This is a genomic window from Streptomyces sp. SP18BB07 (assembly GCF_036322545.1).
GTDB classification, from domain to species: domain Bacteria; phylum Actinomycetota; class Actinomycetes; order Streptomycetales; family Streptomycetaceae; genus Streptomyces; species Streptomyces deccanensis.
Genome location: NZ_JAQYWT010000266.1, coordinates 1 through 19,602, shown reverse-complemented (window position 1 = coordinate 19,602; position 19,602 = coordinate 1). Strand labels below are relative to the sequence as shown.

At 72.4% G+C, this 19,602-nt stretch carries 14 protein-coding genes; 12 read left to right on the top strand and 2 right to left on the bottom strand.

The features are described 5' to 3' along the window. The first annotated feature begins 144 nt into the window (after positions 1–144). Together PUR53_RS11440 and PUR53_RS11435 are read left to right on the top strand one after the other, a co-directional pair. On the top strand, positions 145–3,774 hold the full coding sequence (locus PUR53_RS11440; RefSeq protein ID WP_329908215.1) for a glycosyltransferase family 2 protein: 3,630 nt from the start codon (positions 145–147) through the stop codon (positions 3,772–3,774). Continuing rightward, entirely contained in the window at positions 3,771–5,300 is a 1,530-nt protein-coding gene (locus PUR53_RS11435) for a DUF5719 family protein (protein WP_329908213.1), read from the top strand. Before PUR53_RS11440 ends, PUR53_RS11435 begins: the two co-directional genes overlap by 4 nt. 249 nt (positions 5,301–5,549) lie before the next feature. Here the strand turns inward: PUR53_RS11435 and PUR53_RS11430 are convergent, their stop codons facing one another. Continuing rightward, on the bottom strand, positions 5,550–6,005 hold the full coding sequence (locus PUR53_RS11430) for a metallopeptidase family protein (protein ID WP_329895046.1): 456 nt from the start codon (positions 6,003–6,005) through the stop codon (positions 5,550–5,552). A 345-nt stretch (positions 6,006–6,350) separates the two neighbouring features. On the opposite strand from PUR53_RS11430, the gene PUR53_RS11425 reads away from it, so the two are divergent. From PUR53_RS11425 to PUR53_RS11385, 9 genes are all read left to right on the top strand, one after another. Beyond that, positions 6,351–6,779, top strand: coding sequence for a DUF3499 domain-containing protein (locus PUR53_RS11425; RefSeq protein WP_329895035.1), 429 nt, complete (start codon positions 6,351–6,353; stop codon positions 6,777–6,779). A 281-nt stretch (positions 6,780–7,060) separates the two neighbouring features. Next, positions 7,061–8,677, top strand: coding sequence for an L-lactate permease (locus PUR53_RS11420; RefSeq protein ID WP_329908251.1), 1,617 nt, complete (start codon positions 7,061–7,063; stop codon positions 8,675–8,677). A gap of 161 nt (positions 8,678–8,838) precedes the next feature. Continuing rightward, positions 8,839–10,203: a phosphomannomutase/phosphoglucomutase gene (locus PUR53_RS11415; RefSeq protein ID WP_329908211.1), complete on the top strand. Its 1,365-nt coding sequence runs from the start codon at positions 8,839–8,841 to the stop codon at positions 10,201–10,203. 236 nt (positions 10,204–10,439) lie between these two features. Next, a complete protein-coding gene (locus PUR53_RS11410) occupies positions 10,440–10,610 on the top strand; it encodes a Trm112 family protein (RefSeq protein WP_005485663.1) in 171 nt (56 codons plus the stop codon). Between the two features lie 108 nt (positions 10,611–10,718). Further along, positions 10,719–11,846 carry an SIS domain-containing protein gene (locus PUR53_RS11405; RefSeq protein ID WP_329895037.1) on the top strand — a complete coding sequence of 376 codons (1,128 nt, stop codon included), beginning with the start codon at positions 10,719–10,721 and terminating at the stop codon, positions 11,844–11,846. 68 nt (positions 11,847–11,914) lie between these two features. Beyond that, the gene (gene manA, locus PUR53_RS11400) at positions 11,915–13,066 is read left to right on the top strand and encodes a mannose-6-phosphate isomerase, class I (protein WP_329908210.1); all 1,152 of its coding nucleotides are present in this window, start codon (positions 11,915–11,917) and stop codon (positions 13,064–13,066) included. A gap of 164 nt (positions 13,067–13,230) precedes the next feature. Continuing rightward, entirely contained in the window at positions 13,231–14,208 is a 978-nt protein-coding gene (locus tag PUR53_RS11395) for a cation diffusion facilitator family transporter (RefSeq protein ID WP_329908209.1), read from the top strand. Positions 14,209–14,607: 399 nt separating this feature from the next. Continuing rightward, positions 14,608–16,065: an adenosylhomocysteinase gene (ahcY, locus tag PUR53_RS11390; RefSeq protein WP_329895040.1), complete on the top strand. Its 1,458-nt coding sequence runs from the start codon at positions 14,608–14,610 to the stop codon at positions 16,063–16,065. Between the two features lie 168 nt (positions 16,066–16,233). After that, positions 16,234–16,848: a hypothetical protein gene (locus PUR53_RS11385; protein WP_329908207.1), complete on the top strand. Its 615-nt coding sequence runs from the start codon at positions 16,234–16,236 to the stop codon at positions 16,846–16,848. A gap of 20 nt (positions 16,849–16,868) precedes the next feature. Here the strand turns inward: PUR53_RS11385 and PUR53_RS11380 are convergent, their stop codons facing one another. After that, positions 16,869–17,954 carry an RDD family protein gene (locus tag PUR53_RS11380; protein ID WP_329908206.1) on the bottom strand — a complete coding sequence of 362 codons (1,086 nt, stop codon included), beginning with the start codon at positions 17,952–17,954 and terminating at the stop codon, positions 16,869–16,871. Positions 17,955–18,112: 158 nt separating this feature from the next. Between PUR53_RS11380 and PUR53_RS11375 the strand changes: the two genes are divergently transcribed. Further along, positions 18,113–19,120, top strand: a complete 1,008-nt coding sequence (locus PUR53_RS11375) for a stage II sporulation protein M (protein ID WP_329895043.1) — start codon at positions 18,113–18,115, stop codon at positions 19,118–19,120. Positions 19,121–19,602: the final 482 nt, after the last annotated feature.

Below are 19,602 nucleotides of genomic sequence, written 5' to 3'. Positions count from 1 at the left end.
CCGGCCCGTCGCGCGTGGGTTGTCCACAGGCGGCGGGCCGCCGTGCTGCTCAGCCGTTAGTGTGGGCCCTCGTCCGAGACGTCCCGCTGTCCCCGCCGGACACAGACGTCCACCGCAGTCCATCGAACCGGGGCCCGTACCTCGATGTCCGTGCACAGCCACACCTCAGCTCACCAGGACGCCGCTCCTGAGTTCCCGCGTCACGTGGTGACCGCGGTCCTCGTCGCGCACGACGGCGCCCGCTGGCTGCCCGACGCGCTCGCCGGGCTGCTCGGCCAGGAGCGCCCCGTGCAGAGCGCCATGGCGGCCGACACCGGCAGCGCGGACGACTCCGCCCGGCTCCTCTCCGACGCCCTGGGCGCGGACCGCGTGCTGCACCTCGCCCGACGCACCGGCTTCGGCCAGGCCGTCGAGGAGGCCAACCGCACCGCGGGCGTCCTCACCCAGGACGACCTCGCCTATCTGCGGCGCCCGAGCGGTTGGGACCCGGTCACCCGCAGCTGGCGCGACGACGCGTACGACATGCCCGAACTCCCCCACGGGGAGCCGGTCCAATGGCTGTGGCTGCTGCACGACGACTGCGCCCCCGAACCCGACGCCCTCGCCCAGCTGCTGCGGGTCGTGGAGAACGAACGCGAGCTGGGCCGCGACGACGTCGCCGTCGTCGGCCCCAAGCTGCGCGGCTGGTACGACCGCCGTCAGCTGCTGGAGGTCGGCGTCACCATCGCCCCCTCCGGCCGCCGCTGGACCGGTCTGGACCGCCGCGAGCAGGACCAGGGACAGCACGACCACATCAAGCCCAGCCTCGCCGTGTCCACCGCCGGCATGCTGATCCGCCGCGACGTGTTCGAGCAGCTGGGCGGCTTCGACCGCCGACTGCCCCTCATGCGGGACGACGTCGACCTGTGCTGGCGTGCCACCACCGCCGGGCACCGCGTGCTCGTCGCCCCCGAAGCCGTCGTCCGGCACGCCGAGGCCTCCTCGCGCGAGCGCCGCACCGTCGACTGCGTGGGCCGCAGCGCCGCCTCCCCGCACATGGTCGACAAGGCGGGCGCGGTCTACACCCTCCTCGTCAACTCCCGTACCGCGCAGCTCCCCTGGGTGCTGCTGCGCATCGTCCTCGGCACCCTGCTCAGGATCGTCGCGTACCTCGTCGGCAAGGTCCCCGGACAGGCCGTCGACGAGATCCGTGGCCTGCTGAGCGTGCTGCTGCGGCCCGAGCGGATCATCGCCGGGCGGCGCAGAAGAGGCCGCTCCCAGCTGGACAAGGGCGAGCTGCGGCCACTGTTCCCGCCGCCCGGCGCGACCGTCCGGGCCACCCTCGAACAGGCCGCCGGCGATCTGTTCGGCCGTACCGACGCCGAGACCTCCCCGGCCGGCCGGCACGGCGGCGCCATCGAGTCGGGCCCCGGCGACGACGACGCCGAGTTCCTCCAGGTCGAGCAGTTCGCCCGGCTGAAGCGCATCGCACGCGCCCCCGGCCCCGTCCTCTTCGCCCTCCTCCTGCTCGCCTCGCTCGTCGCCTGCCGTGCACTGCTCGGCGGCGGCGCGCTGGCCGGCGGCACCCTGCTGCCCGCACCCGCGGACTCCGCCGAGCTCTGGTCGCGCTACCTGGACGCCTGGCACCCGGTCGGCGCGGGCGGCGCCGAGGCCGCCCCGCCGTACCTGGCCGTCGTGGCCATGCTCGCCTCGCTGCTGTTCGGCTCCACCGGGCTCGCGGTCACCGTGCTCCTCGTCGCCTCCGTGCCCCTGGCCGGCTTCACCGCGTACTTCGCCTCGCGCCCGCTGGTCGAGTCCCGGCTGCTGCGCGCCTGGGCCGCGATCGTGTACGCCTTCCTGCCCGCCGTCACCGGCGCGCTCGCCACCGGCCGCCTGGGCACCGCCGTCCTCGCGATCCTGCTGCCCCTCATCGCCCGCGCGGGCGCCGCGGCCGCCGGGCTCGCGAACAGCACGGGGGCGCGCGGCAGCTGGCGTGCCACCTGGGCGTACGCGCTGCTGCTGACGATCACCACCGCGTTCACCCCGATCGTGTGGCCCATCGCGCTGCTCCTCGGCCTCGGGCTCCTCGTCGTGCGCCGCCGCGAGATCATCGCCTACGGCCCGCGCTTCCTCGCCCAGCTGGGCACCCCGCTGCTGATCCTCGCCCCCTGGTCGCTGACGCTGCTGCCGTTCGGCTTCTTCGACGAGGCCGGTCTGGAGTACGGCCCGAGCACGGCTTCGGCGACCGATCTCCTCGGCATCAGCCCCGGCGGACCGGGCACGGTCGGCGGGCTGACGCTCATCGGCGTCGTCCTGGCCGCACTGGCCGCCCTGCTGCGCGCGGAACGCCAGTTGGCCATCCGGACCGCCTGGACGGCGGCCCTGGTGGCCCTCGTCCTCGCGATCCTCTCCAACGGCTCCACCTGGGCAGGCCCCGCGACCCTGGTCTACGGCATCGCCCTCCTCGCCGCCGCCACCCTGGGCGCCGACGGGGCCCGCCACCGGGTGGCCGAGCAGAGCTTCGGCTGGCGCCAGCCGGTGGCCGTGCTCATCGCGCTCGCCGCCGCCGTCGGCCCGCTGCTGGCCGCCGCCGGCTGGGTGCTCGGCGGCGCCGACGGCCCCCTGGAGCGCCGCGACCCCGTCCAGGTGCCCGCGTTCGTCGCCGAGGAGAGCGGCACCCGCGACCAGGCCCGCACCCTGGTCCTCGACAGCGACTCCACCGCCGAGGTGCGCTACACCCTGGTCCGCGGGTCCGGCGTCCGCCTCGGCGACGCCGAACTCACCGCCGGCGCCGAGGAGAACGAGCAGCTCGACAAGGTCGTCGCCAACCTCGTGGCGGGCTCCGGCGCCGACCAGACCGACGAACTTGGCGGCTTCGCCGTGCGCTACGTCCTGGTCCGACCGGGCGCACCCCGCGAGGTCAGCCGCGTCCTGGACGCCACGCCCGGCCTGAGCAGGCTCAGCCAGCAGGACGGCAGCGCCCTGTGGCGGGTGGACCGCCAGGTCGCCCGCGTCACCATCGAGGCCTCCTCCGGCGACCCGAAGGCCGTCGCCGCGGGCCCCGTCGAGGTGCACACCACCATCCCGGCCGGCGGCTCGGGCCGGGTCCTGCGCCTCGCCGACACCGCCGACGAGTCGTGGACGGCCACCCTCGACGGCAAGCCGCTCACCCCGACCACGGTCGACGGCTGGGCCCAGGGCTTCCAACTGCCCGTCGACGGCGGCAGGCTGGACGTCACCTTCGATGCCCCGGTGACCCACACCGGCTGGCTGTGGACCCAGGGCTCGCTCGCCGTCGTCCTCGTGGTCCTCGCCCTGCCCGGCCGCCGCCGGGACGTCGACGACGACCTCCCCGACGAGCCCGTCGCCGTGCCCGCCCAGGACCTCACCGGCGACGGCCGCCGCGCCCGCCGCCTGCGCGCCCAGGCGGAGGCGGAGGCCGAACAGTCCGCCGACACGGGCGCGGCGCCCCCCGCCGAGGAGGTCCCGGTCGGGGCCCCCGTCCCGCAGCAGCAGGCGTACGGCCAGTGGGCGACCGCGGATCAGGCGGGCGCCGAGTACGGCCACTTTGACCAGGCCTACCAGGGCGGACAGCAGTACCCGGCGGGCACCTACGACCAGCAGCACTACCAGGCCGACCCCTACCAGGGCGCCCAGTACGACCCGTACGCCACCTACGGCGGCGACACGGCCTCGTACGACCAGACGTACGCCCAGGGCTACGACGCGACGTACGACCCGTCGCACGGCACCGGCGCCGACACCGAGCGCCCCGACGGGAGCCACCAGCAGTGAACCGCCAGACCCTGTCCCTGATCGCCGGCGCGACCGCCCTCGCCGCCGTCACCGGCTTCGCCACGCTCTCCGCGCCCGACGCCTCCGGCGGCGAGACCACGGCGAAGGCGGCCGCCCAACTGCCCGTGCAGCGCACGAGTCTGCTCTGCCCCCAGCCGAGCACCTCGGACCTCGCGGAGACGGCGTACACCGCCTTCACCCCCGCCACCGAGGGCACCGACGGGAAAGGCGGCGCCGAACTCGTCGCGGCGGGCGGGGCATCGACGGCCCCCGACACGGGCGGCGAGGACGACAAGGGCGACAAGGGTGACGACAGCGGCAAGGGCAAGGCCGCCAAGCCGGTCATCGAGGTCAAGGAGCCCGGCAAGCCCGTCGCCGACAGCACCGACGGCGGTGACTCGCCCGCGCTGATCGGCACGGCCGAGGGGAAGTTCGCGCCCGGCTGGACGGTCCAGGAGACCACCGAGGTCGCCGCCGGCACCGGCCGCGGTCTGCTCGGCGTCAACTGCGCCGCCCCCGAAACGGAGTTCTGGTTCCCGGGCGCGAGCACGGCCGCGGGCCGCACCGACTACGTCCACCTCGTCAACCCGGACGACTCGGCGGCCGTCGTCGACATCGAGCTCTTCGGCAAGGACGGCGCCCTGAAGTCGACGGTGGGCGACGGCATCACGGTCCAGCCCCGTTCCAGCGAGCCGGTCCTGCTGTCGACGCTCGCCACGGCGAAGGAGGCCGACCTTGCCGTCCACGTCAACGTCCGCAGCGGCCGGGTCGCCGCCGCGGTCCAGGCCCTCGACGACAAGCAGGGCGGCGACTGGCTGTCCGCCGCGGCCGACCCGGCGGGCACCCTGGTCTTCCCCGGCATCCCGAAGGACGCCACGTCCGTCACCCTCGTCGCCTACGCCCCCGGCGAGACCGACGCCGACCTGAAGCTCCGCCTCGCCTCGCCCAACGGGTCGATCACCCCGGCCGGCAACGAGACACTGCACGTCAAGGGAGGCATGACCGCCACCGCCGACCTGGGCGACATCACACGCGGCGAGCCCGGCTCCCTCATCCTCACCCCCACCGGCCGGTCGGTCCCGGTGGTGGCCGGCCTCCGCGTGGTCCGCGGCAAGGGCGCCGGCCAGGAGACGGCCTTCATCCCGGCGACCCGCCCGGTCGGCGCGCGCGCCACGGTCGCCGACAACCGCGCCAAGGGCACGACCCTGGCCCTCACCGCGCCCACCGGCGAGGCCGAGGTCAAGGTCACCGCGTCCGCCGGCAGCGGGGGCGGCGAGGCCACGACGAAGACGTTCAAGATCAAGGCCGGCACCACCCAGAACGTCGACCTGCCCGCCCCGAGCGGCCTCAAGGGCGCCTACGCCCTCACCGTGGAGTCCACGTCCGGCGCCCCGGTCTACGCCTCCCGCACCCTCGAATCCAAACTGGACGGCATCCCCGCCTTCACGATCCAGACCCTCCCGGACGACCGAGGAATGGTGGCCGTCCCGAAGGCGCGCCAGGACCTGTCGATCATGCAGCGTTAGGTGGGGGGCGGGTGAGTCGGCCGGGTGCGGCTGGGTGGGGCTTCTCGCGCAGTTCCCCGCGCCCCTGAAAGGCCTACGGCCTTTCGGGCCGAAAAGCACGGGGCGCAGCCCCTGCTTTTCAGGGGCGCGGGAAACTGCGCGACCAGCCCCCACCGGACGGACGCCTGGGGTCAAAGGGGCGCAGCCCCTTGAGGATGGGACGGGTAGGGGCGGCGGGGGCGAAACCCTCCCGGTCACACCCCACCCGCGTCAGTCCTCCCCGTACCGAGGATCCACAGTCTCCGGATTCAGCCCCAACAACTCGGCCACCTGCTCCACCACGACCTCATGCACCAGCGCGGCCCGCTCCTCCCGCCCCTTGGTACGAATCTCCACCGGCCGCCGATACACCACCACCCGAGCCGGCCGCCCCTCCCGCGCCACCACGATCCCCCCGAGCGGCACCGCCTCGTCGTTCCACGCCCCGTCCGACGGCCCGTCCAGCCGCGGCACCTCCAGCACGAGGAAGTCGATGTCGGCCAGCTGCGGCCACCGCCGCTCCAGCCGCTCCACGGAGTCCTGCACGAGATCCGCGAACACATCCGCGCGACTCGCCGCGAGCGGCACCTGCGGCGGCGCGATGGGCCCGCGCATCCCCCTGCCGTGCCGATCTCGGCGGCGGGGCCCGGGTGCGGAGGCGGCGCGGGGCGGTACGAGGTTGTCCATCACCTGTGAAGCGTAGTCCCCACGAGGTCCGCCCGCCCGGCTCCACACTCCCGGCCGCCCCCCGACCCGACACCGCTGACCTGCCATGTCCAACCGGCACGCCGCTCGGCGGTGCCCCGGCGAGCCCCACGCCCTGTCACGGGATGACCATTCCGGCCAAGGTTGGGCTCGTTTCCGTATCTCCACGAGACCGGCGAACTCACGCCAATTGGCAGGGTTTGCGCCGATAATTGACCGGACTTGGCGCCGTTCGGCATTCCGGACGCGGGGTTACTCGCAGGTCAACGCGGTGGGTTCCCAGGGGCGTGTGGGGCGTCTCACAGCACGACACGGGGGAGTGACCTGGTGCAGAGTCGTCGCGGCCCGCTCAAGAGTGCGGTACCGTCCAACGTCGTGAGCCCTGTACGTCGCTGTTCGCGCACCGCTTGCGGCCGCCCCGCCGTCGCGACGCTGACGTACGTCTACGCCGACTCGACCGCGGTCCTCGGCCCCCTCGCCACCTACGCCGAACCCCACTGCTACGACCTGTGCGCCGAGCACTCCGAGCGCCTCACCGCGCCGCGCGGCTGGGAGGTCGTACGGCTGCTGGACGCCTCGGCCCCCGCGCGCCCCAGCGGTGACGACCTGGAGGCCCTCGCCAACGCCGTTCGCGAGGCGGCCCGCCCGCAGCAGCGTGCGGCCGAGGCCGGTGGCGGTGGCGGCGCACGCGCGGCCGACCCGATGGAGGTCGCCCGCCGCGGTCATCTCCGGGTCCTGCGCTCACCCGACAACTGACCTCCCGCGTGGGGCCGTTGCCGATCCCGTAGCCGTACTCGCCGCACCCCGTAGCCGTACCTGTCGCACCCCGTTGGCGTTCCGGGCGCACCCGCCGTACCCCGTTGCCGATCCGGTCGCTCCGCCGCACCCCGCCGCCGCTCCCGCCGTGGCTCTTTCCGTTCGCGCCGTTCCGCTCGGCGGCGCACGCCTGTTGACGTCGTGTCGGCGCGGACGCGATCATTCCGGGTGCCCGTGCCGTGAGAAGCCGCTTCCGCATCGCGGAATTCCGGGAGGCTCCCGTGTACGTCCAGCAACTGGAACCCGTGGCCGGTTCACTCGGCCTGTCCGCCCTCGTCGCGACCCTGCCTCTCGTCACCGTCCTGGTGCTGCTCGGCGGTGTGCGACTGAAAGCCCATCTGGCAGGCCTGGTCGGCCTTCTGACGGCCGTTCTGGTCGCCTGGCTCGCCTTCCGCATGCCGCTCGGCCAGACGCTCTCCAGCGCCGCCCAGGGGGCCGCGTTCGGCCTCTTCCCGATCATGTGGATCGTCGTCAACGCCCTGTGGGTGTACCGCATGACCGTCCACACCCGCCACTTCGACATCCTGCGCCGCTCCTTCGGACGGCTCTCCGACGATCCGCGCATCCAGGCGCTCGTCGTCGCGTTCTGCTTCGGCGCGCTCCTGGAAGCCCTCGCCGGCTTCGGCGCGCCGGTCGCCATCTGCTCCGTCATGCTGGTCGCGCTCGGCTTCGAACCGGTGAAGGCCGCTGTGGTCGCCCTGGTCGCCAACACCGCGCCCGTCGCCTTCGGCGCCATGGGCACCCCGGTCGTCACCCTCGCCCAGGTCACCGAACTGCCCCTGGACACCGTGGCGTCCGTGGTCGGCCGCCAGACCCCGCTGCTCGCCCTCGTCGTGCCCCTGGTCCTCGTCTGGCTCGTCGACGGCCGGCGCGGGCTGCGCGAGACCTGGGTGCCCGCCCTCGCGTGCGGACTCGCCTTCGCCGTCGGCCAGTTCATCGCCTCCAACTACATCTCCGCGCAACTCGCCGACATCGGCGCCGCCCTGCTGGGCGCGGGCGCCCTCGTCGCCGTACCGCACGCCCGCCGGCCCGCCGCCGAGCCCGTACGCTCCGCCGTCCTGACCGGCGTACGCAGCGAGGACCTCGACGAGCAGGACCCGCCCCGCGAAGTCGCGCGCGCCTACGCCCCGTACGCGCTGATCGTCGTGATCTTCTCCGTCGCCCAGGTCCCCGCGGTGAAGGACTGGCTGGCCGGGGCGACCCGGACGTACGACTGGCCCTTCCTGAACGTCGCGGATCCCGAGGGCGACCTTGTGGGCGGCAACGTCTTCACCTGGCCCATCGGGTCCACCGGCGGCACGCTGGTGCTGCTCGCCGGTGTGTGCACGGCCGTGGTCCTGGGGGTCCACGCGCGCGTGGCGGTCAGGGAGTGGGCGGCGACGGTCCACGAACTGCGGTTCGCGATCCTCACCGTGACGTCCGTGCTCGCCCTCGCCTACGTCATGAACCTCTCCGGACAGGCCGCCACCATCGGCCACTTCGTGGCGGCGGCCGGCGCGGGACTCGCGTTCCTCTCGCCCGTGCTCGGCTGGTTCGGCGTCGCCGTCTCCGGCTCGGACACCTCAGCCAACGCCCTCTTCGGCGCCCTCCAGGTGAGCGCGGCCCGCGAGTCGGGCCTGTCGCCGGAACTGCTCGCCGCCGCCAACAGCTCCGGCGGTGTCCTCGGCAAGATGATCTCGCCGCAGAACCTGACCATCGCCTGCGCCGCCGTCGGCCTCGCCGGGCGCGAGGGCGACCTGCTGCGCAAGGTGCTGCCGTGGAGCCTGGGACTGTTGCTGGTGATGTGCCTGATCGTGGTGGGGCAGAGCACACCCGTACTGGAATGGATGCTTCCCTGAGTCCCCCCACCGGACGGGTGCCTCCTCCTGTCGGGACCGAGGGCCGTCCTCCCGCCGGGCCGGGTGCCGTCCTCGGCGACCACCCGGAGGTCCCACCCTCCGCTGTCGGTCCGTCCGGGTACTTTGGGGCGATCCGGTGGGGACTTCAGGAGGGTGTGGCCGTGACGGCTGATCTGTCGACGATCGTGAAGGCGTACGACGTACGCGGGGTGGTCCCCGACCAGTGGGACGAGCCCCTCGCGGAGCTCTTCGGGGCGGCCTTCGCCCAGGTGACCGGCGCCGACGCCGTCGTGATCGGCCACGACATGCGGCCCTCCTCACCCGGCCTGTCCCGGGCCTTCGCCCGCGGGGCGGCGGCGCTCGGCGTGCACGTCACCGAGATCGGCCTCTGCTCCACGGACCAGCTGTACTACGCGTCCGGCGCGCTGAACCTGCCCGGCGCGATGTTCACCGCCTCCCACAACCCCGCCCAGTACAACGGCATCAAGATGTGCCGCGCCGGCGCCGCCCCCGTCGGCCAGGACACCGGCCTCGCCGAGATCCGCGAGCTGGTCGAGGGCTGGAGCGAGACGGGCGCCCCGGAGCCGGCCGCCACCCCGGGAACGATCACTCGGCGCGACACGCTGGAGGACTACGCGGCCCACCTGCGCTCCCTCGTCGATCTGACCTCCGTCCGCCCCCTCAAGGTCGTCGTCGACGCGGGCAACGGTATGGGCGGCCACACCGTCCCCACGGTCTTCGCGGGCCTGCCGCTGGATCTGGTCCCGATGTACTTCGAGCTGGACGGCACGTTCCCGAACCACGAGGCCAACCCCCTCGACCCGGCGAACATCGTCGACCTCCAGAAGCGCGTACGCGAGGAGGGTGCCGACCTCGGCATCGCCTTCGACGGCGACGCCGACCGCTGCTTCGTGGTCGACGAGCGGGGCGACGCCGTCTCGCCCTCCGCGATCACCGCCCTGGTCGCCGCCCGCGAACTCGCCAAGAACGGCGGCAAGGGCACGGTCATCCACAACCTGATCACCTCCTGGTCCGTCCCGGAGGTGGTGCGCGAGAACGGCGGCACGCCGGTGCGCACCCGGGTCGGGCACTCCTTCATCAAGGCCGAGATGGCGAGATCCGGTGCCATCTTCGGCGGCGAGCACTCCGCCCACTACTACTTCGCGGACTTCTGGAACGCCGACACGGGCATGCTGGCCGCCCTCCACGTCCTCGCCGCCCTCGGGGGCCAGGACGGCCCCCTCTCCGGCCTCCTCGCCCAGTACGACCGCTACGCCGGCTCCGGCGAGATCAACTCCACGGTCGCCGACCAGCCGGGCCGCCTGGCCGCGATCCGCTCCGCCTACGAGGGCCGCGAGAGCATCACCCTCGACGACCTCGACGGTCTGACCGTCTCCGCCCCCGACTGGTGGTTCAACGTCCGCCCCTCCAACACGGAACCCCTCCTGAGACTGAACGCGGAGGCGAGGGACGAGACGACGATGGCAAAGGTGAGGGACGAGGTACTGGCGATCATCAGGGCCTGAGCCCTCTGAAAAAGGCACGGGGCGCAGCCCCTGCCTTTCAGGGGCGCGGGGAACTGCGCGACCAGCCCCCACCGGACGGACGCCTGGGGGTCGAAGGGGCGCAGCCCCTGGAGGATGGGACGGGTAGGGGCGGCGGGGGCGCGAACCACCCCGCCCCCAACCCCGGCGCCAACCCCCACACGGCGGTACTCTGACCAGGCCGCACCGCACGAACCCGCCCCCGAAGGGACCGAGACATGCCGCTCGAAGCCGGCCTCCTGGAGATCCTCGCCTGCCCGGCGTGCCACGCCCCCCTCACGGAGGAGGACACCGAGCTGACCTGCACGAGCCAGGACTGCGGCCTCGCCTACCCGATCCGGGACGGCATCCCCGTACTCCTCGTCGACGAGGCCCGACGCCCCGCGTGACCCGCGCGACCCACACGATCACGCTCCCGCGCAAGGCGTAACCCCGCACAAGCCGGGAAAACCGGTGAAAAGCGCATCAGGGCACCCGGCGATCGGAGGCTGCCGCCCATGCTCGACGAATCGCTGCTAGACACCCCCGACGCCTTGTCGGAGGCAGACCGCCGCGACCTGCTCCGCGGCGCCGCCGAGGCAGGCGCCCGGGTCCGCACGGCCATCCGCCTCGGCACCGAGGCCGGCATCCCGGACCTGAAACCGGACGGCCGCCCCCGCGCCCTCCTGATCGCGGGCCCCGGGATGGCCTCCGCGGGCGTCGCCGACCTGCTCGGCGCCCTCGCGGGATCCAGTTGCCCCCTCACCCGCCTCCACCCCACCGGCGTGGCCCCCGCGCCGGGCGCCCTCCGCTGGGAGCTCCCAGGCTGGGCGGGCTCGGTCGACCTCCTCCTGATCGCCACCGCCGACGGCGCCGAACCCGGCCTGTCGCTCCTGGTCGACCAGGCCTACCGGCGCGGCTGCACCATCGTCGCCGTGGCCCCGCCCCGGACCCCGGTCGCCGAGGCGGTGGAAGGCGCCCACGGGCTCTTCGTACCGATGGCGAGCGCCCCGTACGAGCAGGAGGTGCCCCTCGGCGCCGCCGCCCCCGGCGTGCTCTGGGCGCTGCTCACCCCGATGCTCGCGCTGCTGGACCGCACCGGCCTGGTCGCCGCCGCACCAGACGCCCTGCAGAAGGTCGCCGACCGCCTCGACCACGTCGCCGAGCGGTGCGGCCCGGCCATCGCCACGTACAGCAATCCGGCCAAGACGCTCGCCGCCGAGCTGGCCGACTCCCTCCCGATGATCTGGACCGAGGGCCAGACCGCAGGGCCCGTGGGCCGCCGTTTCGCCGCCGCGCTCGCCGAACTCGCCGGGCGCCCGGCCGTCGTCGCCCAGCTGCCGGAGGCGCTCGCCTCGCACACGGTGCTGCTGTCCGGGCCGCTCGCCGCGAGCGCCGACCCCGACGACTTCTTCCGTGACCGCGTCGAGGACGCACCCGTCCTGCACGCGCGCGTGGTGCTCGTCCGCGACCGGCCGACCGGCGGCCTGAGCGCCGTCCCGGCCGCCCGCGAGCTGGCCCTCGGCCACGACACCGCGATCAGCGAGCTGGAACCCGAGGAGGGCAGCGACCTGGAGACCCTCGCGGAGATGATCGCCATCACCGATTTCGCCGCCGTTTACCTGTCGCTCGCTTCCGGAGCCTGATCCTTACCGGAGTCCGACCCTGACCGGGGCCCCGGCCGGCTCCCCACGTACGGAGAAACACACACACCATGGACCGCCTCGACAACACCGTCCGCCCCTACGCCTGGGGCTCGACCACCGCCATCCCGCAGCTCCTCGGAGTGGCCCCCACCGGCGAGCCGCAGGCGGAGATGTGGATGGGAGCCCACCCCGGCGCCCCCTCGCGCACCGGGCGCGGCCCCCTCACCGAGGTGATCGACGAGGCACCCGAACGCGAACTGGGAAGCCGCACGGTCGAGAAGTTCGGCCCCCGCCTCCCCTTCCTCCTGAAGCTCCTCGCCGCCGGCGCCCCCCTCTCCCTCCAGGTCCACCCCGACCTCGAACAGGCCAGGAAGGGCTACGAGGACGAGGAGCGGCGCGGCGTCCCCATCGACGCGGGCCACCGCAACTACAAGGACGCCAACCACAAGCCGGAACTGATCTGCGCCCTCACGGAGTTCGACGGCCTCTGCGGCTTCCGCGAACCGCTCCGCGCCGCCGAGCTGCTGGCCGCCCTCGACGTCGACTCCCTCAAGCCGTACGTCGACCTCCTGCACGCCCACCCCGAAGAGGCCGCGCTGCGCGAGGTGTTGACCGCCGTCCTGGGCGCCGACCCCGAGGAGATGGCCCACACCGTCACCGAGGCCGCGGCCGCCTGCGCCCGCCTCGGCGGCGACCACGCCCCCTACGCGGACATCGCCCACCACTACCCGGGCGACCCCGGTGTCATCGCCGCCATGCTCCTCAACCACGTACGCCTGCAGCCCGGCGAGGCCCTGTTCCTGGGCGCCGGGATCCCGCACGCGTATCTGAACGGCCTCGGCGTCGAGATCATGGCCAACTCCGACAACGTCCTGCGCTGCGGCCTCACCCCCAAGCACGTCGACGTCCCCGAACTCCTGCGCATCGTCCGCTTCGAGGCGACCGACCCGGGCGTGCTGCGCCCGGAGGCGTCTCCCGACGGCGAGGAGGTCTACGAGACGCCCATCGACGAGTTCCGCCTCTCCCGCTTCGTCCTCCCCGAGGCCACAGCCCCGCACGACCTCACCCGCGCCACCCCGCAGATCCTTCTCTGCACCGCCGGTACGGTCCGAGCCGGCGAACACACGCTCGCCCCCGGCGAGTCCGTCTTCGTACCGGCGGACGAGAGGACCGAGGTGTCCGGACCGGGCACGCTGTTCCGCGCCACCGTGATCGCGTGACGGCCTGACCCCACCCGATCCACGACCCGACGCACCAACACCGGGCCGGGCTGCAACAATGCCCCCTGCAAAAGGCGGGCAAAGCCCGGCCGGTGACGGACGGAAGCGTGGGTACCCATCCCCACGCACAGACACATGCGTAGGCGAAGGGACACCTCGGACACATGAGCGCGTCAGGCGGCACCAAGGCGATCGTGGCGGCACTCGCCGCCAACCTCGCGATCGCGGTAGCGAAGTTCGTGGCGTTCCTCTTCAGCCACTCGTCGTCGATGCTCGCCGAGTCCGTGCACTCGCTCGCCGACTCGGGCAACCAGGCCCTGCTGCTCCTCGGCGGCAAGAAGGCCAAGCGCGAGGCGACCGCGGAACACCCCTTCGGCTACGGTCGCGAGCGCTACATCTACGCCTTCCTCGTCTCCATCGTCCTCTTCTCCGTCGGCGGCATGTTCGCCCTCTACGAGGGCTACGAGAAGATCAAGCACCCGCACGAGATCGAGGCCTGGTACTGGCCGGTCGGCGTCCTGGTCTTCGCGATCATCGCCGAGACCTTCTCCTTCCGGACCGCCATCAAGGAGTCCAACGTCCTGCGGGGCAAGAAGTCCTGGACCGAGTTCGTCCGCCACGCCAAGGCCCCCGAGCTGCCCGTCGTCCTCCTGGAGGACCTCGGCGCCCTCGTCGGCCTGATCCTCGCCCTCGGCGGCGTCGGCCTCGCCCTCCTCACCGGCGACGGTGTCTGGGACGGCATCGGCACCCTCTGCATCGGCATCCTGCTCATCCTGATCGCGATCGTCCTCGCCGCCGAGACCAAGTCCCTCCTCCTCGGCGAGTCCGCCGGCGCCGAGAACGTGGAGAAGATTGCGAAGGCCGTCGTCGACGGCGACACCGTCACCCGCGTCATCCACATGCGCACCCTCCACCTCGGCCCCGAGGAACTCCTCGTCGCCGCCAAGATCGCCGTGAAGCACGACGACACGGCCACCGAGGTCGCGAGCGCCATCAACGCGGCCGAGGCCCGCATCCGCGAGGCTGTCCCGATCGCCCGCGTCATCTACCTGGAACCCGACATCTACAGCGAGGCCGAAGCCGCCAAGGGCGCCGACCCGGAGGCGGCGCCCGGCGGCCCGTCAGCCCCCGCCGAGCACTGACCCGACCGGCCCTGTCGGGCCACCCCACCAGGCACCGAGCACCGGGGCCCGTCGCGCGAACGCCCGCGACGGGCCCCTGCCCTTCCGCGGTTCGTGCCGCCTCCGTTCCCGCGCTGCTGCCGCCTCCGCCCCGCCCGCCGCCCCCTCTCTTCGGCTTGATCCGTTCGCAGGCGGACTGGGGCGGGCCGGGCCCAGCGTGTAGCTTGGGACGGAGCCAGACGTCGCTGCTGATGGCGGTCGGGCGGTCCCACCGCGGACCGACCGAGGGAGAGAGGGCCTCCGACGGACTGCGCTGCGCGCACGCGGGCATGCCTGTGTCCTCTTCGGGGCACCCCTGTGTCCGCCGCCGCGCAGACCAGCCCTACCCACCCTCGACCCGACACCGAGGAGCAGTTCGCAATGACGACTGTCGACAACCGGCAGGACTTCAAGGTCGCCGACCTCTCCCTGGCCGCCTTCGGCCGCAAGGAGATCACCCTCGCCGAGCACGAGATGCCCGGCCTGATGGCGATCCGCAAGGAGTACGCCGAGTCCCAGCCCCTGGCCGGCGCCCGCGTCACCGGCTCCCTGCACATGACCGTGCAGACCGCCGTCCTCATCGAGACCCTGGTCGCCCTCGGCGCCCGGGTCCGCTGGGCCTCCTGCAACATCTTCTCCACCCAGGACCACGCCGCCGCCGCCATCGCGGTCGGCCCGAACGGCACGGTGGACAACCCGCAGGGCGTCCCGGTCTTCGCCTGGAAGGGCGAGACCCTGGAGGAGTACTGGTGGTGCACCGAGCAGGCGCTGACCTGGCCGGACAGCCCCACCGGCGGCCCCAACATGATCCTCGACGACGGTGGTGACGCCACCCTCCTCGTCCACAAGGGCGTCGAGTACGAGAAGGCCGGCGAGGTCCCCGCGGTCGACACCGCCGAGAACGAGGAGCACCGCGTCATCCTCGAACTCCTCAACCGCACCATCACCGACGGCTCGCAGAAGTGGACCCAGCTCGCCTCGGAGATCCGCGGCGTGACCGAGGAGACCACGACCGGTGTCCACCGCCTGTACGAGATGCAGCGCGACGGCGTTCTCCTCTTCCCGGCGATCAACGTCAACGACGCCGTCACCAAGTCGAAGTTCGACAACAAGTACGGCTGCCGCCACTCCCTGATCGACGGCATCAACCGCGCCACCGACGTCCTCATCGGCGGCAAGACGGCCGTCGTCTGCGGCTACGGCGACGTGGGCAAGGGCTGCGCGGAGTCCCTGCGCGGACAGGGCGCCCGCGTCATCGTCACCGAGATCGACCCGATCTGCGCCCTGCAGGCGGCGATGGACGGCTACCAGGTCACGACCCTCGACGAGGTCATCGACAAGGCCGACATCTTCATCACCACGACCGGCAACAAGGACATCATCATGGCCTCGGACATGGCCAAGATGAAGCACCAGGCCATCGTCGGCAATATCGGCCACTTCGACAACGAGATCGACATGGCCGGCCTCGCCAAGATCCCCGGCATCGTCAAGGACGAGGTCAAGCCGCAGGTCCACACCTGGACCTTCCCCGACGGCAAGGTGCTCATCGTCCTGTCCGAGGGCCGCCTGCTGAACCTGGGCAACGCCACCGGTCACCCGTCGTTCGTCATGTCCAACTCGTTCGCGGACCAGACCCTGGCCCAGATCGAGCTGTTCACCAAGCAGTCCGAGTACCCGATCGGCGTGTACACGCTGCCCAAGCACCTCGACGAGAAGGTCGCCCGCCTCCACCTCGACTCGCTCGGCGTGAAGCTCACGACCCTCCGTCCGGAGCAGGCCTCGTACATCGGCGTCGAGGTCGAGGGCCCGTACAAGCCGGACCACTACCGCTACTGATCCGTCACTGATCCGTCCGGCGGCGGATGCGTCGTACGTCGACCGTCGACGCATCCGCCTCGGCAGCATCACCCAGGCAGGCCCCCGCACCCCCGTGCCGGGGGCCTGCCCGTTCGGCACCGCTTCAGGCCCGTCGGCCGGACCAGCCCGTCAAGACCCAGGACCCCCATGCCCCGCGGCCGGTATTCGCTTCATGACCCGCACGACCACACCCTCCTCGCCGAGGAACACTTCCACTGCGCGCCCGGCCCCTCCGGCTGGCGCTACGTCTCCCAACTGACCGCCCCCTCCGGCGACCACGCCGGCTCCGTCGACCTGGCCCTCGACGAACTCGGCCGGCCCATCCGCCTCGAACTCCACGCCGCGAGCTGGCAGGTCCGCGGCGCCGCCCTGGACGGCGTCACCTGGGTCCGCACCGACCCCACCGGAACCGAAGCCACCGAAGGCAATGTCCGCGCCCACGCCTTCACCGGCGCCTCCCCGGCGTTTTTGATCGCCACCGCCCGCCTGCTGCGCCTCACCCCCTCCGCCCCGGCCACCCGCGTACGCCTCGTCGCCTTCACCGACCCGGTCCTGGCTCCGCGCACCCTCGACCAGTCCTGGGCCTTGATCGCAAGAGAAGCACACGCCACTGACAACGGCCCCCTGACCGTGGACGAATACCAGGTCACAGCCCTGGACACGGGCGAGCGGCACACCGTTCACATCGCGGGCGACGTCGTTCTGGCGGCTCCCGGCATCGAGCTGGAGCACCTGGAAACACCGCCGTCCACATTCGACTGAGACGCGGTCCCACCCGCTACTCAGGCGGGCGGGGCGAACCCGGTACCCGGCCGCTCGGGAGACGGCGCGTGCGGCGGCTCGGAGGCGGGCGGGGCGCCGGGAGCGGCCACACCGGGAAGGCCGACAGTGCCGTGCTCGGGCCCGGCCGCGGCACCAGCGGCTCCCACAGGCGGCACGTACCCGGTGCCGGAGCCGATGCCGGAGTCGTAACCGCCGGCAGCCGGGGCCGGGCTCACATACCCCTGAGGTGCGGCATACGGGGGCGCCACGTGAGGCTGAGCGGCGTGAAGCGGAGCGGCGACATGCTGAGCGGCGAGATGCTGAGCGGGCGGCGCGCCACCCACACCCGCCCCGGCCGCGCCCTGGAACGCCTGGCGAGCCTCTCGGGCCTGCCGCTCGTGCACCACGGCCGCCAGGTACGCGCCCGGCGGCACCCCGTAGGGCGCCGGAGCCCCGATACGGGCCGCGAGGTCCGCGGCGAGACGTTCCGCCATGGCCGCGCCGACGTGCGGGTCCAGTTGCCGCATCCGCGTCAGGTACTGGCGGATGGCCAGCCACAGCCCGTCCGGCACAGCGGACAGGTCGAGCGCGGCGAACTGCCCCGCGAGCCACGGCGGAGGCGGAGGCACGAACGCCGCCCGCCCGGCCGGAACCCGCTCCCGCACGACGAGGGTCCCGGCGAACACGTCGCCCAGCCGCCGCCCCCGCGCCGACACGAGCGAGGCGATGCAGGCGACGACCCCGAACGTCATCAGGATCTCGACCACCCCGACCGCCCCGCGCACCAGCGCGTGCCGGAACCGGATCGGCCCGCCGTCGTCCCGCACCACCCGCAGTCCGCAGGCCATCTTCCCCAGCGAACGCCCATGGCTCAGCGTCTCCACCGCGATCGGCCCGCCCACCAGGACGAGCAGGAAGCTCGCGATGGATATCGCCGCCTGCGCCGCCTCGTCGAGGCCGGCCGTCGACAGCACCAGGACCAGAACCACCGCGAGGTAGACGACCATGGCCACGACCAGGTCGAGCAGCACGGCCAGCGCCCGGCTCGGCAGCTTCGCGGGACGCAGTTCCAGCGCCACCGCCTCGCCCGTCACTAGCTCACTCACACCCGTAGTCCCTTCCGGATTCATCCCCTGACCTGCCCCGAGAGTGGCCAGTCTGCCAAGCTGAGGTCACATCGCGCTGCAGTAGGACCAGTACGACCAGTGCGATCAGTACGACAAGACGACACGCAGTGCGAGAGGGACGAGGAGCAGCACACCCGATGGACCTCGATGTCTTCGTGTCCGCCCATCGTGCCGAGTGGGACCGCCTCGACGCCCTGCTCCGCCGCCAGCGCCGTCTCGACGGAGCCGAGGTCGACGAACTCGTCACCCTCTACCAGCGCACCGCCACCCACCTCTCACTGATCCAGTCGAGCGCTCCGGACCCGCAGCTCACCGGCCGTCTCAGCCAGCTGGTGGCCCGCGCGCGCAGCGCCGTCACGGGCAGCCGACGGGCCTCCTGGCGCGACGTCACCCGCTTCCTGACCCATGGTTTCCCCGCGGCGGTCTACCGATCCCGTCACTGGTGGGTCCCCACCGCGCTGCTCTCCACCCTCGTCGCCGTGCTCCTGGGGTGGTGGATCGGCACCCACCCGGAAGTTCAGGCCAGCATCGCGGCCCCCGACGCGCTCCGCGAGATGACCCGCCCCGGCGGCCAGTACGAGACGTACTACTCCAGCCATCCCGCCGCGTCCTTCGCGGCCCAGGTGTGGACGAACAACGCCCAGGCCGCCGCGATGTGCCTGGTTCTGGGGATCTTCCTGGGCCTGCCGGTCCTCTGGATCCTGCTCCTGAACATGCTCAACCTGGGCGTCGGCATAGGCCTGATGACCTCGGCCGGCCGCCTCGACGTCTTCCTCGGCCTGATCCTCCCGCACGGCCTGCTGGAACTGACCGCAGTCTTCGTGGCCGCCGGTACGGGGCTGCGGCTCGGCTGGACCGTCATCGACCCAGGGCCCCGGACCCGCCGTTCGGCCCTGGCCGAGGAAGGGCGAGCCGCCCTCGGCATGGCGATAGGCCTGGCGCTGGTGCTTTTCGTCTCCGGCGCCATCGAAGGCTTCGTCACCCCGTCGGGCCTGCCCACCTGGGCCCGTATCAGCATCGGCGTCCTCGCCGAGGTCGCCTTCCTCGCCTACGTCTATGTCCTGGGCGGACGAGCCGTCCGGGCCGGTGACACGGGCGACGTCGAGGAGCACGAACGCAGCGCCGCGGTCCCGACGGCCGCCTGATGTGCGTCCACCCCCGTCGGGCTGTTAGTCTCCTCTTCGTTCCCGCAAGAGCCGTTGACACGGCCGATGTGGGGAGGTAGATTTGAACAGTTGCCTAGAGGTGTCCATACCCCAGGGCGGCAGTGAAAATTTATCGACTCCTCGTGAATGAGATGTCCCGAGTGAGTCCACCCGATGAATCAGGAACGAACGGCCGGCCAGATCGGTCAAAAACTTCTGATAAAGTCGGACTCGCCGAAAGAAAGCCGCAAGGCAATCAATTAGGTAAGGCCCCCAACGGCCACCGGAAATGAATTCCGACCGGAAACGGAACGGAAAACGGATCTGGTAAGGTTGGAAACGCAAGACCGAAGGGAAACTGCCCGGAGGAAAGCCTGAGGAAGTAGCTCGGGTGAGTACAAAGGAAGCGTCCGTTCCTTGAGAACTCAACAGCGTGCCAAAAATCAACGCCAGATATGTTGATACCCCGTTCCCGGCCGGTC

Excerpts from the sequence above, each read along its gene's own strand:
- PUR53_RS11385 (WP_329908207.1), top strand. The coding sequence starts at position 16,234 with ATGCCCCGCGGCCGGTATTCGCTTCATGACCCGCACGACCACACCCTC.
- manA (WP_329908210.1), top strand. The coding sequence starts at position 11,915 with ATGGACCGCCTCGACAACACCGTCCGCCCCTACGCCTGGGGCTCGACC.
- PUR53_RS11440 (WP_329908215.1), top strand. The coding sequence starts at position 145 with ATGTCCGTGCACAGCCACACCTCAGCTCACCAGGACGCCGCTCCTGAG.
- PUR53_RS11405 (WP_329895037.1), top strand. The coding sequence starts at position 10,719 with ATGCTCGACGAATCGCTGCTAGACACCCCCGACGCCTTGTCGGAGGCA.
- PUR53_RS11410 (WP_005485663.1), top strand. The coding sequence starts at position 10,440 with ATGCCGCTCGAAGCCGGCCTCCTGGAGATCCTCGCCTGCCCGGCGTGC.
- PUR53_RS11430 (WP_329895046.1), bottom strand. The coding sequence starts at position 6,005 with ATGGACAACCTCGTACCGCCCCGCGCCGCCTCCGCACCCGGGCCCCGC.
- PUR53_RS11395 (WP_329908209.1), top strand. The coding sequence starts at position 13,231 with ATGAGCGCGTCAGGCGGCACCAAGGCGATCGTGGCGGCACTCGCCGCC.
- PUR53_RS11375 (WP_329895043.1), top strand. The coding sequence starts at position 18,113 with ATGGACCTCGATGTCTTCGTGTCCGCCCATCGTGCCGAGTGGGACCGC.
- ahcY (WP_329895040.1), top strand. The coding sequence starts at position 14,608 with ATGACGACTGTCGACAACCGGCAGGACTTCAAGGTCGCCGACCTCTCC.